The sequence below is a fragment of the Rhodoplanes tepidamans genome (genome assembly GCF_030813915.1).
GTDB classification, from domain to species: Bacteria; Pseudomonadota; Alphaproteobacteria; order Rhizobiales; family Xanthobacteraceae; genus Rhodoplanes; species Rhodoplanes tepidamans.
Window position 1 is genome coordinate 161,608 of record NZ_JAUSUJ010000016.1, and the last position, 13,053, is coordinate 174,660.

Here is a 13,053-nt window from a genome sequence, read left to right on the forward strand (position 1 = left end):
GACGATCGCCGGCAGCCTAGCGGGCGGGCGCTTTCGGAAGCCTTAAGCGGCAGCCGGCGGCACGGGACGTGCTTGTCGCGCGCCACCGGAGTGTGGACCGACATGCGACAAGACCGCCAAGACCGCTACGTGACGTTCAGGAACATCGATTGCGAGGGCATGACCCGGACCGTGATGGCGCACGTGCTGCGCCATGTCGCGGCCGGCGACAGCCCGTTCTGGCCCTATTTCGAGGAGCAGCGCGCCCTCGCCCATGGCCGCGGCTTCGACGACCTGCGGGTGCTGCACAATTTCCTGCCGACCCTGAAGGAGCTCCTGGACGACCTCGGCGACGAGGAGACCCTGGCGCTTCTGGAGGAGCTGGAGACGCAGTGCATGTGAGGACGGTGCATGTGAGGACGACGGGCCCCTTGGCTTCACCTCTCCCCGCCGGGGAGAGGTGAAGCCACGCTGCCGTGCCTCCGTCCTGCCCTCACGCCGCCTTGTCGGACGCCGCCTCTTCGACGATGCGGCAGATGTCGGTCATGATGCGGTTGAGCTCGAAGTCCTTGGGCGTGTAGACGGCGGCGACGCCGGAGGCGAGCAGCGCCTTGGCGTCGTCGGGCGGAATGATGCCGCCGACCACGACGGGGACGTGCGAGACGCCGGCCTCGCGCAGCTTCGCCATCGTGTCGGCGACCAGCTCCATGTGCGACCCCGACAGGATCGACAGCCCGACCACGTGCACGTCCTTGTCGCGCGCCGCGCGGGCGATGTCCTCCGGGGTGAAGCGGATGCCCTCGTAGACCACGTCCATGCCGGCGTCGCGGGCCCGCACCGCCACCTGCTCGGCGCCGTTGGAATGGCCGTCGAGTCCCGGCTTGCCGACCAGGAACTTGAGCCGCCGCCCGAGCGTCCGCGACACCCGGTCGACCTCGGCCTTGAGGTCGTCGATGTTCCTGGCGTCGTTGCGGGCCGACGCCGAGATGCCGGTCGGGGCGCGATACTCCCCGAAGCCCTCGCGCAGCGCGAACGCCCATTCGCCCGTGGTGACGCCCGCCTTGGCGCAGGCGATCGAGGCCGGCATGATGTTGCGTCCCTCGACCGCGGCGCGCCGCAGCTCCTTCAGGGTCGCGGCGACCGCACCGTTGTCGCGGCCGTCGCGCCACGCCTGCAGGCGGGCGATCTGCTCCTGCTCCACCTCCGGCGGGATGGTGATGATGGCCCCCTCGCCGGTCGGCAGCGGCGACGGCTCGGTCTCGACGAACCGATTCACCCCGACCACCACCTGCTCGCCCGCCTCGATCAGCTCGACGCGGCGCGAGTTGGAGACAACCAGCTGCTCCTTGAGATAGCCGGTGTCGATCGCCCCGACGGCGCCGCCCATGTCGAGGATCCGCCGCAGCTCGTCGCGCGCCTCGGCCTTCAGCTCCTCGACCTTCCTGGCGATCTCCACCGATCCGGTGAAGATGTCGCCGTATTCCAGGAGGTCGCTCTCGTAGGCGAGGATCTGCTGGGCGCGCAGCGACCACTGCTGGTCCCACGGCGTCGGCAGCCCGAGCGCCTCGTTCCAGGCCGGCAGCTGCACGGCCCGCGCCCGCGCCGACTTCGACAGCGTGACGGCGAGCATCTGCAGGAAGATGCGGTAGACGTTGTTCTCCGGCTGCTGCTCGGTCAGTCCGAGCGAGTTGACCTGCACGCCGTAGCGGAACAGGCGCTGCTTCGGATCGGCGACCCCGTAGCGCTCGCGGGTGATCTCGTCCCACAGCTCGCAGAACGCCCGCATCTTGCAGATCTCGGTGATGAACCGCATGCCGGCGTTGACGAAGAACGAGATGCGCCCGACCACCTCGCCGAAGTCGTCGATCTCGCCCGCCGCCTTCACCGAGTCGAGCACCGCCACCGCGGTGGCGAGCGCATAGGCGAGCTCCTGCACGGGCGTCGCGCCGGCCTCCTGCAGGTGGTAGGAGCAGACGTTCATCGGGTTCCACTTCGGCATCTCGCGGGTCGTGAACAGAATCACGTCCTTGATCAGCCGCATCGAGGGGCCCGGCGGGAACACGTAGGTGCCGCGGGACAGATACTCCTTGATGATGTCGTTCTGGGTGGTGCCGGTGAGCTTCGCGCGCGGCACCCCCTGCTCGTCGGCGACCGCGACATACATGGCGAGCAGCCAGGCCGCCGTGGCGTTGATGGTCATCGACGTGTTCATCTCGCCGAGCGGGATGCCATCGAACAGCGTGCGCATGTCGCCGATATGGGAGACCGCCACGCCGACCTTGCCGACCTCGCCGCGGGCGATCGGATGATCGCTGTCGTAACCGGTCTGAGTCGGCAGGTCGAAGGCGACCGACAGGCCGGTCTGCCCCTTGGCGAGGTTCTTGCGGTAGAGGGCGTTCGACTCGCGGGCGCTGGAGTGGCCCGCATAGGTCCGGATGATCCACGGCTTGTCGCGCATCGAGGACGTTCCCTGTGAAATGACGTTTCTTACTGTCGGAAATCGTTGCGTCGCCGGACCCGCGGGCCCACCGACGAAAGCAGCCCGGCCGTGCGGCTAGCGCCGGATCAGCCCGGCCAGTACGAGCAGAATCACGGCGCCGATCACGGCGTGAAAGACCGCATGGACAAAGCCGCCGCCGGCCGCGATCCCGAGCATCGGCAGCAGCGAGCCGGCGATGGCGGCGCCGACGATGCCGATCGCGACGTTGCCGATCAGGCCGAAGCCGGCGCCGTGCACCAGCTTGCCGGCGATCCAGCCGGCGAGCGCGCCCACGATCAGCCAAACCAGCAAGGACAAGCCCATGGTTCGTCCCGGTGCGGCGGAGAGCCTCCGCGCGGTCCATTTTGCACTGCGGCAGCGAGCATAACGCGGACGATCCGGGCTGTCAGCCCGCTACCGCGACCATGGCCTGCGACTTTAGGCGACAGCCGCGGCGGCGTCCGGCACGTCCGCCCGGATGCGGCGGGCGATCAGGCCGAGCGTCACGGCGGCGCCGAGCAGACCGACCGGGATGCCGGCGACCGGCAGCACCAGGAAAGCGAGGGCGATGGAGCCGAGCGCCGCCCGCTCGCCCGGCAGGAAGCCGGTCGCGAGCGCATGCCGCAGCAGGAAGGCGAGCGCCACGACGAGGATCGCGAGGTCGTACAGATAGACATAGGGCGTCGCCAGGAGGACGCCGACTGCGAGCGCCGCTGCTTTCAGGTCATACGAAACTCTCTTATTTCGCCAAATCAGACAGAGCGTCACCGCGGTCGCCGCTGCGGCGACGCCTTGCAGGGCCCAGGCCGGCATCGCCCCGCCCCCCAGGAGCCGCACCAGCGCGAACACGCTCTGGAACTTGTACCAGTCGGTGTCCGGACCGGAGAGCAGGGTCTGCGAGGTGAGCGGCAGCCAGTGCAGGAACGCGCCCCACGGCGCCGGGCCGAACGCCAGCACCGTGACGGCAGCCAGCAGGAGCGCGGTCGCGCCGGCGGCGACGATCACGGTCCACCGGCCGGCGGCGATCAGCACCAGCGGAAACAGCACGCCGTACTGCGGCTTGTAGGTGAGCAGCCCGAGACAGACTCCGGCCGCGACCGGATGCCTCTCGAGCCACAGCAGCGTGCCGCCGATCAGCGCCGCCGTGAAGAACCCGTTCTGCCCCGGCACCAGATTCGGCACGATCACCGGAAAGCCCCCGGCCAGGAGCCAGCCGATGCGGTCGGCCACGATGGCCCGCAGGGCTGCGACATAGAGCGGCAGGGTCACGGCCATCCAGGCGGCGAACGCGGCGCCGTAGTGCAGCGTCGCGAGCGCCGCCGCGACCATCAGGAAGGGCGGCGGATAGTGCCAGCCGTAATAGGCCGGGGCCGGGCGGCCGAGCACCGCGTCCTCGGCGGCGCGGTGGAGCGTCCAGTCCCAGGCGGCGGCGGGATCGCCGGCGAGCGCCAGCTTGCCGGCGGCGTAGACCATCACGAAATCGGTGTGGACCGGGGCTCCGGAAGAGGTCACGATCCAGTCGCCCGACGTGAACACGACCGCCATGTAGGTCAGGTTGGCGATCAGGAGGGCGAAGCAGGCGAGCCGCACCGTTTCGACTCCCGCTCCGGCGGGAGGGGGGCGGACCGCGGTCGCGGGGGAGACGGGCATCGCCGGCGCGGGCATGGCGGATCCAGTCGGAGACGCGGTCTCGGAGACGACTCTCTCGGGACGGAGGACGGGCGCTCGCGGCGTCCCGCGGCAGGATCCCCCCTCCGAATTGACGAAGCCTTAAGGCCTGCGCCGCGCCTTGTGACCGTGGTACGTGTTGCGGCGCGATATCTGGTGATGCACACTCGCCCGGCTTACGGGCGGACCGACTTCTCGACCGGCGGAGGAAGTTCCATGGCGGCCGTGACCCAGCTCAGATCGTCGAACGAACCGAAGGATCTCTACGAGATCGGCGAAATCCCGCCGCTCGGGCACGTGCCGGCCAAGATGTACGCCTGGGCGATCCGCAAGGAGCGCCACGGCCCGCCGCAGGAGGCGATGCAGATCGAGGTGGTGCCGACCTGGCAGCTCGGCGACGAGGACGTGCTGGTCCACGTCATGGCCGGCGGCGTCAACTACAACGGCGTCTGGGCGGCGCTCGGCCAGCCGATCTCGCCGCTCGACGGTCATGGCGAGCCGTATCACATCGCCGGCTCCGACGCCTCCGGCATCGTCTGGGCGGTGGGCAGCAAGGTGCACCGCTGGAAGGTCGGCGACGAGGTCATCGTCCATTGTAATCAGGACGACGGCGAGGACGAGGAGTGCAACGGCGGCGACCCGATGTTCTCGCCGTCGCAGCGCATCTGGGGCTACGAGACGCCGGACGGCTCGTTCGCCCAGTTCTGCCGGGTGCAGTCGCGCCAGCTCCTCAAGAAGCCCGAGCACCTCACCTGGGAGGAGTCGGCCTGCTACACGCTGACGCTGGCCACCGCCTATCGCATGCTGTTCGGCCATCCGCCCCATATCCTGAAGCCGGGCGACAACGTGCTGGTGTGGGGCGCCTCCGGCGGCCTCGGCGTGTTCGGCGTGCAGATCTGCGCCGCCGCCGGCGCCAACGCCATCGGCATCATCTCGGACGAGACCAAGCGCGACTACGTGCTGCAGCTCGGCGCCAAGGGCGTGATCAACCGCAAGGACTTCAAGTGCTGGGGCCAGATGCCCCAGGTCAACACGCCGGAATACGCCGCCTGGGTGAAGGAGGCGCGCAAGTTCGGCAAGGCGATCTGGGACATCACCGGCAAGAAGGACGTCGACATCGTGTTCGAGCACCCCGGCGAGGCGACCTTCCCGGTCTCCTGCCTGGTGGTGAAGCGCGGCGGCATGGTGGTGTTCTGCGCCGGCACCTCGGGCTTCAACATCACCTTCGACGCCCGCTATGTCTGGATGCGGCAGAAGCGCGTCCAGGGCTCGCACTTCGCCCACCTCAAGCAGGCCTCGGCGGCGAACCAGTTCGTGCTCGACCACCGCATCGACCCGTGCATGAGCGAGGTCTTCTCCTGGGCCGAGATCCCGCTCGCCCATCACATGATGTGGCAGAACCAGCACAAGCCCGGCAACATGGCGGTGCTCGTCAACGTGCCGCAGAAGGGCCTCCGGACCTTCGAGGACGTGCTGGAGGCGGTGGGGCAGTAGGCGCGGCGGCGCGCGGTCCGCCACGCCTCGGCTCGCTCCGCATGCGGAGCGAGGGAGCCGGCGCCCTGACCGGACCGACCACCCCATGTCCGGATGAAGCCAGGGCTGCCGCTGGCATGCCGCCTGCATGAGACAATCCGCCACCCCCGGGTCGCCGCCGGGTCCGAACTCGTCGGGCCCGGTCGCGCGCCGCCGCCAGTGCTCCGATGGACGTTCCCGCCCGCCTCCGTGACGACTTCGCCAAATGGTCCGCCGATTTCGACGGGCTCCTCGACGCCTTCTGTCAGGTCGTCGAGGCGCACCGCCCGGCCGCCGGCGTCGCCGGCTTCGTGCGCGCCTGCTTCTCGGCCGACGGCATGCCGCCGGACGGCGGCAATGGCGGCCTCGTCCGCTACCAGGCGCTGTCGATCGCCTTCCAGCTCCTCAACATCGTCGAGGAGAACACCGCCAACCAGATGCGCCGCCGGGCCGAGGAGCGCCGCAACGAGCGCGAGCCCGGGCTCTGGCGGCACGACCTCGGCGACCTCCTGGCGCGCGGCCGGGCCGAGGGCGACATCCGCCGCACCATCGCCGGCGCCTCGCTCGAGCCGGTGCTGACCGCCCACCCGACCGAGGCGAAGCGGGCGACCGTGCTGGAGCATCACCGCGCCCTCTATCTCATGCTGCTCGAGCGCGAGACCCGCTCCTTCACCGACATCGAGCTCGGCATCTATCGTCGCCGCCTCCAGGCGGCACTGCAGCGGCTGTGGCGCACCGGCGAGATCCAGCTCGAGCGGCCCGACCTGGAGAGCGAGATCCGCACGGTCCTGCACTACATGGAGACCGTGTTCCCGGACGCCGTCGAGCTTCTCGACCTGCGCTTCCAGCAGGCGTGGCGGGACACGTTCGGCAGCGCGTCGCCGCCGCTGCCGCGGCTCGGCTTCGCCACCTGGGTCGGCGGGGACCGCGACGGCCACCCGTTCGTGACCACCGCGGTGACGATGGGGATGCTCGGGCGGCTGCGGGCCGGGGCGCTCGCGCTCCTGCAGGCGCGGCTGTCGGGGCTGGCCGTGCGGATCAGCGTCGCCGCGTCCGGCGACGAGGTGCCGGCGATCCTGCAGCGGCGCATCGACGAGACCGCGGCGCTGCTCGGCGACGACAGCCGCACGGCGCTGGCCCGCAATCGCGGCGAGCCGTGGCGCCAGATGGTCAATCTCCTGCTCCTGCGGCTCGCCCGGACCCGCGACGGCGTGGACGGCGGCTACGCCGCGGCCGCCGAGCTGGTCGCCGACCTCGAGATCCTGGAAGCGGCCCTGGTCGAGACCGGCGCGGCCGAGATCGCCGCCGTCGACGTCCGGCCCGTCACCGCACAGGCGCGCGTCTTCGGCTTCCATTTCGCCCGGCTCGACGTGCGCCAGAACTCCGGCTTCCACGATCGCGCCGTCGCCGGGCTGCTCGCGGCGGCCGGCCACCGCCGCACCGACTATCCGGACTGGAGCGAGGCCGAGAAGCTCGCCTTCCTGGAGCGCGAGCTGTCGAGCCCGCGTCCGTTCACGGGCGACCACACCGCGCTGTCCGGCGAGGCGGAGGCGACCGTGTCGCTGCTGCGCGGGCTGCGCCGCCATCTGCTGCGCCACGGGCCGGACGGGCTCGGCCCGCTGGTGATCAGCATGACGCGGAGCGTGTCGGATCTCCTGACGCCGTATCTGCTCGCCCGCGAGGTCGGTCTGCTGATCGAGACGCCGCAGGGGCCCGCGTCGATGATCCCGGTGGTGCCGCTGTTCGAGACCATCGCGGATCTGGCGCGGTGCGACACGATCTTCGACGCCTTCCTGGCGCACCCGATCACCCGGGCGACGCTGACGCATCTGCGCCTGCGCGACGGCAAGGCCGTGCCGGAATGCACCGTGATGCTCGGCTACAGCGACAGCAACAAGGACGGCGGCATTCTGGCGAGCCACTGGGGCCTGCACCTCGCCGAGGAGCGTCTGGCCCGGGTCGGTCGCGAGCACGGCGTGCGGGTGGAGTTCTTCCACGGCCGCGGCGGCACCATCGGCCGCGGCGCCGGCCCGACGCACGCCTTCCTCGACGCCCTGCCGGCCGGCAGCCTGAGCGGCCGCATGCGCGTCACCGAGCAGGGCGAGGTGATCTCCCAGCAATACGCCAACCGGGTCACCGCGACGTTCCATCTGGAGCGGCTGCTCGCCGGCGTGGTGCGCACCACCATGCTGCACGAGGCCGGCCCCGTCCCGCCGCATCCCCTGCGCGGCCTGTGGCAGGACGTGGTGGACGAGAGCTTCGCGGCCTACCGGCGGCTGGTCGAGGCGGACGGCTTCATCGACTTCTTCCGGTCGGCGACGCCGATCGACGCCATCGAGCAGGCCCGCATCGGCTCGCGCCCGAGCCGCCGCAGCGGCCGCGCCACCCTCGCCGATCTGCGGGCCATTCCATGGGTGTTCTCGTGGAGCCAGGCGCGCTTCCACCTGCCCGGCTGGTACGGCGTCGGCAGCGCGATCGACTGGCTGCGGCGCGAGCGCCCCGAGAGCTTCGAGACGATCCGCGAGGTGCTGCCGCGCTGGCGCTTCCTCGGCTACGTGCTCCACAACGTCGAGGCCAGCCTGCTGATGGCCAATCCGGCGGTGATGGAGCTCTATGCCTCCCTGGTCGAGGACGCGGCGCTGCGCGATCGCATGATGGCGACCATCCTGGCCGAGCACGAGCGCACCCGCGCCGCCGTGTCGTCGCTGTTCGCCGCGTCGACCGACGCGCGACGCCCGCGCTTCCTGCGCACCATCGAGATGCGGGCCCGCGGCCTCACCTGGCTGCACCACGAGCAGGTGCGGCTGCTGCGCCGCTACCGCGCCGCGCCCGACGAGGCGACGCTCGATGCGCTCCTGCTCACCGTCAACGCCATCGCCATGGGCCAGAAGACCACGGGGTAGACGCTCCGCCCCTGGCGGGCAGGACGCTGACTGTCGCCGTCACCCCGAGGTGGCCGCGCGCAGCGCGGCCCTCGAAGGGCGACGGCCCGGGCCGGCATCGTTCGAGGCTCGCGCCGTCGGCGCAAAGCGTCGTCGGGCCCTCGTGCCTACTGCGTCAAGAAGCCCGGATAGAGCGGCTTCCAGAAGCCGCATTTGTGCGCGACCGAGGCGTCGAAGGTCCCGACCTGGCCGGGCGTGAAGTTCATCACCGCCGTCTCCTTCGTGTAGCGCGGCCAGACCGGCGCGCCGGCGGCGACCGGCACGCCGGTGCGCGCGAAGCTGGTCCAGTACGCCGTCATCTGCTCGGCGAGCTTCTGCGAGTCCGGAGCGAGATCGGGGCCGGCGACCTTCGTCGTGTTGTCGAACCGCGGGAACTGATAGGGCAGCTCGGAGGAGTGCACGGCGCCCATCTCGAAGCCGGGATCGGTGGTGACGGGCGGGGCCGCCGGATCGCCGAACACGTACTCGTAGACCGGCACGTGCTTCCTCATCAGCTTGCCGGCCTCCAGATAGATGCAGTTGTTGAGGCCGACCTTCGGCGAGAAGTCCGACATCACGCTGCCGAGCGCGGTCGGCGCCGAGGAGTAGGCTGTCACCGGATATTCCTTCAGCACGGCCGGCGTGGTGTCGCCGTAGACGGCCTCGAGGTCGTCCGGATAGGTCTCGGCCGTGATCCTGGCGCCGGCCTGGACGTCGTAGGCGACATAGAGGCGCAGCTCCTCGGCGTCGCCGCCGTTGAGCACCGGGACCTTGACGAAGCGGCCGGTCCGCAGCGCCTCCTGGCTCTGCAGCGGCACCGTCAGGGTGCCGTAGACGGGCGAGAAGGCCATCAGGTCGGACGCGCCGACCGCCGCGGCCGCGGCCAGCAGATCCGTCACCTTCGCCCGGCGCAGGCAGGACAGCGCCGTCGCCTTGTCGCCGCAGCCGACCTTTTCGGCGACCTGGGCGCCGACCGCGGCCGCCGCCTCGGCGACCGGCCGGAGCGGATGGGCGCAGCCGCCCGACTGGACGATGGCGCGGCGGAACAGCCCCGCCGTCTCCTTCGGCGCGATCAGATGCATGCAGACGCTCGACGCGCCGGCCGACTCGCCCGCCACCGTGATGTTGTCCGGATCGCCCCCGAACGCCGCGATGTTGCGCTTCACCCAGCGCATCGCGAGGCGCTGGTCCTCCAGCCCGAAGCCGCCGTTGTGGCTCGCCGGAAAGGCCGGATGCGGCATGAAGCCGAACACGCCGAGCCGGTAGTTGAGCGAGACGACCACGACGTCGCCGGCCTTCGCCATGGGGGCGAGCGGATAGAGCGCGCTGGAGCCGCCCACGAAGGCGCCGCCGTGGATCCACACGATCACGGGCTTTCGGGCGGCCTTCCTGCCCGGCTTGCGGCCGCCCGCCGGGGCCTCGCCGGCCGCCGCGTCGCCGGTCGGCACCGTGATGTTGAGGGTGAGGCAGTCCTCGGTGTCGCTCGCCTCGGTCAGGCCGTAGCGCGAGACCTGCGGGCAGGCATGGCCGTAGCGGGTGGCGTCGCGGACGCCGCGCCACGGCAGGGCCTGCCGGGGCGGCGCGAAGCGCAGCAGGCCGACCGGTGGCTCGGCATAGGGGATGCCCCTGAACTCGGAGACGCCGTCGCCGGCCGTGCCACGCACCTTTCCGGTGTCGGTCGCGACCACCGGCCCCTCGGCGGCGGTGCCGGCGGGCTCTTCCGCGGCGACGGCCGGAAGCGAGGTCGCGACGGCGGCCGCGAGCCAAAGGACGACCCTCGCCGGAATCGCGCGGCGGGCGAAAGCTGGTTTTGACATGAGCCTGTTCCAAGCGGGCGATGGACCCGCCGGACAGCTACCAGCAATCGGCCGACAAATCACGCGCTCGCAGCCGCGCCTCAGGCCTTCGCGAATCCGAAGAACGCGGTCGGGTTGTCGACCAGCATCAACTGCTGCGTGCGCGTGTCCTCGGCGATCTGCGGGATGAGGTCGACGAGCTCGCCGTCGTTGGGCATGAAGCGCGAGATGTTGGGGTGCGGCCAGTCGGTGCCCCACAGCACCCGCTGCGGCGCGTGGCGGGCGAGCGCGCGGGCGAGCGCGACGGCGTCGGCGAAGGGCGGACCGGCGCGCGAGATGCGGTCGACCCCGGAGAGCTTCACCCAGATGCTGCCGCGGTCGAGCAGGCGCTTGAGCGCCCCGAAGGCGAAGCCCGCCGTTCCCTCGGTGACGTCGACGCGGCCGATGTGGTCGATCACCACCTTGCCCCTGATCGAGGTGATCAGGTCGAGGCTGTCGAGCAGCTCCTTGCCGGTGACGTGGATCTCGACGTGCCAGCCGAACGGCGCGACCTTCTCCATCACGGTGCGCATGCCCTCGATCGAGGGCCGGCCGCCGAGATGGGGCAGGAAGTTGAAGCGCACCCCGCACACGCCGGCGGCGTCGAGCCGGGCGATCTCCGCGTCCGGCGTCTCGGGATCGAGCAGCGCCACCCCGCGATAGCGGCCGCCGGTGTCGGCGAGCAGGTCGAGCAGGGCGCGGTGGTCGGTGCCGTGGCACGACGACTGCACCAACACGCCGCGCTCGAAGCCGAGGAAGCGGTGCAGCGCGAGCAGCGTCGCCTTCGGCTGGTCGTACGGCGTGAACGGCCGCTTCGGCGCGTAGGGGAACACGTCGCCCGGTCCGAAGACGTGGAAATGCGCGTCGCAGGCGCCCGGCGGCGGCACGTAGCCGGGCTTCCTCGGATGCGGATCGGGCGGCGGACAGGTGGGCTCGGGGCCCGGCTGGCGCACCGCATTCGTCATGACCGCACCGGTCGTGACAGCATTGGTCGTGCTGCTCATGCTCGTGTCCCGCGGGCGGCCGGCCGGTGCCGGCGCCGAGGTGCACAGCATACCGCAGAACCGCCGGCCCCGCGACCGCCACGAGAGCGCCCGCCGCGGACCATCCGTCGCGCCTGCCCGCGGCCGGCGCGACGGATTTGCAGATGGCGCCGATCCGGACGGAGGTCCGCCCGCGGTCGAGCCGCTCCCGAACGGCATCCGCTGATCAAGTCGGTGGTCATTCCGGGGCGCGGCGAAGCCGCGACCCCGGAATCCAGCGACAACCTCGGAATTCTCGGCTGGATTCCGGGTTCGGCGCGGAGCCTGTGCTCGGGCGGCGCGAAGCGCCGACCCGAGTGCACCGCCCCGGAATGACGGCGCGCTGATCACCCGAATCCAGTATCAGTTCCCCGGCTTGACGCCGGCGGCCTCGACCACCTTGCGCCACTTGTCGATCTCGCTGCGGATATAGGCGGCGAACGCGTCCGGCGTGTCGCCGACCAGCACGGCGCCCTGGGCGGCGAGCTTGTCCTTCACGTCCGGGCTCTTCATCGCCTCGATGGTGGCCTTGTGGATCTTCTCGACGATCGCCGGCGGCGTCGCGGCGGGCGCCACCATGCCGTACCAGTTCTCCGCCTCGACCTCGGGATAGCCGGCCTCCGCCGTCGTCGGCACGTCCTTGACGCTGTCGAGACGCTCGCGGCTGCCGATCGCCACCGCCTTCAGCTTGCCGGAGCGGATGTGCGGCAGCAGCACCGGGACGTCGAGAAAGACCATGTGGACCTGCGAAGCCAGCAGGTCGGTGACGGCCGGCGCGGCGCCACGGTACGGAATGTGGACGATGTCGATCCCGGCCTTGATCTTGAACAGCTCGCCGGCGAGATGCGGCATGCTGCCCGGGCCCGACGAGGCGAAGCTGATGTCGCCCGGCTTCGCCTTGGCCAACGCCACCAGCTCGGCCACCGTCGTCGCCTTGACGTTCGGCGCGACGGCGAGGATCTCCGGCACCTTGGCGACCAGCGTGATCGGCTTGAAGTCCTTGAGCGGATCGTACGGAATCTTCTCCTGCAGGCTCGACGAGATGGCGAGCGCCCCGGCGCTGGTGATGCCGATCGTGTAGCCGTCCGGCTCGGCCTTGGCGACCGCGTCGGTGCCGAGCACGCCGCCGGCGCCGCCGCGATTGTCGATCAGCACCGGCTGGCCGAGCAGCTCGGACATCCGCTGCCCGACCGTGCGGGCGATGATGTCGTTCGGCCCGCCGGGCGGGAACGGCACGACGATGCGGATCGGGCGGCTCGGAAAATCCTGGGCCGCCGCGGCGGCGGGGGCGAGCAGCAGCGCGAGGCCGAACAGGGCGCGAAGAAGGTGCATGGGGGGCTCCGGGGGCAGGAACGGATCACATCATGGAGAACGACAGCGGAAGCGATCATGGCTGGGCTCGTCATGCCGATGCGCAATCGGAACCGTCGCGACCGCCTCATCCTCTCCCTGCGGGAGAGGGTCGGGCGCGAGCGCAGGCTCGCGACCGGAGTGAGGGTTTACGGCGCCGGTCGTCTGGCTCGCCCCCTCACCCGCAGGTCGCGCAGCTGCGCGGCCTGCGAGAGATAACCGCCCGGGGGTGGGGATGGGGGAGCCAGAGGCCGGCCGTGTCGGGGGAGTCGGTTTCGGCGCCCGGG

9 protein-coding genes are annotated in these 13,053 nt (G+C 71.0%); 3 read left to right on the forward strand and 6 right to left on the reverse strand.

What is annotated here, in order from left to right; translation table 11 throughout:
• Positions 1–102 precede the first annotated feature (102 nt).
• On the forward strand, positions 103–381 hold the full coding sequence (gene cowN / locus J2S22_RS19510) for a N(2)-fixation sustaining protein CowN (RefSeq protein ID WP_272775338.1): 279 nt from the start codon (positions 103–105) through the stop codon (positions 379–381).
• 91 nt (positions 382–472) lie between these two features.
• Here the strand turns inward: cowN and J2S22_RS19515 are convergent, their stop codons facing one another.
• The 3 genes from J2S22_RS19515 to J2S22_RS19525 all read right to left on the reverse strand — a co-directional run bounded on the left by J2S22_RS19515 (position 473) and on the right by J2S22_RS19525 (position 4,048).
• Entirely contained in the window at positions 473–2,437 is a 1,965-nt protein-coding gene (locus tag J2S22_RS19515; protein ID WP_272775339.1) for an ethylmalonyl-CoA mutase, read from the reverse strand.
• 96 nt (positions 2,438–2,533) lie between these two features.
• On the reverse strand, positions 2,534–2,782 hold the full coding sequence (locus J2S22_RS19520; protein ID WP_272775340.1) for a GlsB/YeaQ/YmgE family stress response membrane protein: 249 nt from the start codon (positions 2,780–2,782) through the stop codon (positions 2,534–2,536).
• A gap of 114 nt (positions 2,783–2,896) precedes the next feature.
• Entirely contained in the window at positions 2,897–4,048 is a 1,152-nt protein-coding gene (locus J2S22_RS19525) for a glycosyltransferase family 87 protein (RefSeq protein ID WP_272775341.1), read from the reverse strand.
• A 294-nt stretch (positions 4,049–4,342) separates the two neighbouring features.
• Between J2S22_RS19525 and ccrA the strand changes: the two genes are divergently transcribed.
• Together ccrA and J2S22_RS19535 are read left to right on the forward strand one after the other, a co-directional pair.
• The gene (ccrA, locus tag J2S22_RS19530; protein ID WP_272775342.1) at positions 4,343–5,620 is read left to right on the forward strand and encodes a crotonyl-CoA carboxylase/reductase; all 1,278 of its coding nucleotides are present in this window, start codon (positions 4,343–4,345) and stop codon (positions 5,618–5,620) included.
• A 206-nt stretch (positions 5,621–5,826) separates the two neighbouring features.
• The gene (locus tag J2S22_RS19535) at positions 5,827–8,541 is read left to right on the forward strand and encodes a phosphoenolpyruvate carboxylase (protein ID WP_272775343.1); all 2,715 of its coding nucleotides are present in this window, start codon (positions 5,827–5,829) and stop codon (positions 8,539–8,541) included.
• A gap of 146 nt (positions 8,542–8,687) precedes the next feature.
• On the opposite strand, the gene J2S22_RS19540 is transcribed toward J2S22_RS19535, so the two are convergent.
• From J2S22_RS19540 to J2S22_RS19550, 3 genes are all read right to left on the reverse strand, one after another.
• The gene (locus J2S22_RS19540) at positions 8,688–10,376 is read right to left on the reverse strand and encodes a carboxylesterase/lipase family protein (RefSeq protein WP_272775344.1); all 1,689 of its coding nucleotides are present in this window, start codon (positions 10,374–10,376) and stop codon (positions 8,688–8,690) included.
• Positions 10,377–10,456: 80 nt separating this feature from the next.
• The gene (locus J2S22_RS19545) at positions 10,457–11,398 is read right to left on the reverse strand and encodes an amidohydrolase family protein (protein WP_272775345.1); all 942 of its coding nucleotides are present in this window, start codon (positions 11,396–11,398) and stop codon (positions 10,457–10,459) included.
• Positions 11,399–11,779: 381 nt separating this feature from the next.
• The gene (locus J2S22_RS19550; protein WP_272775346.1) at positions 11,780–12,748 is read right to left on the reverse strand and encodes a Bug family tripartite tricarboxylate transporter substrate binding protein; all 969 of its coding nucleotides are present in this window, start codon (positions 12,746–12,748) and stop codon (positions 11,780–11,782) included.
• Positions 12,749–13,053: the final 305 nt, after the last annotated feature.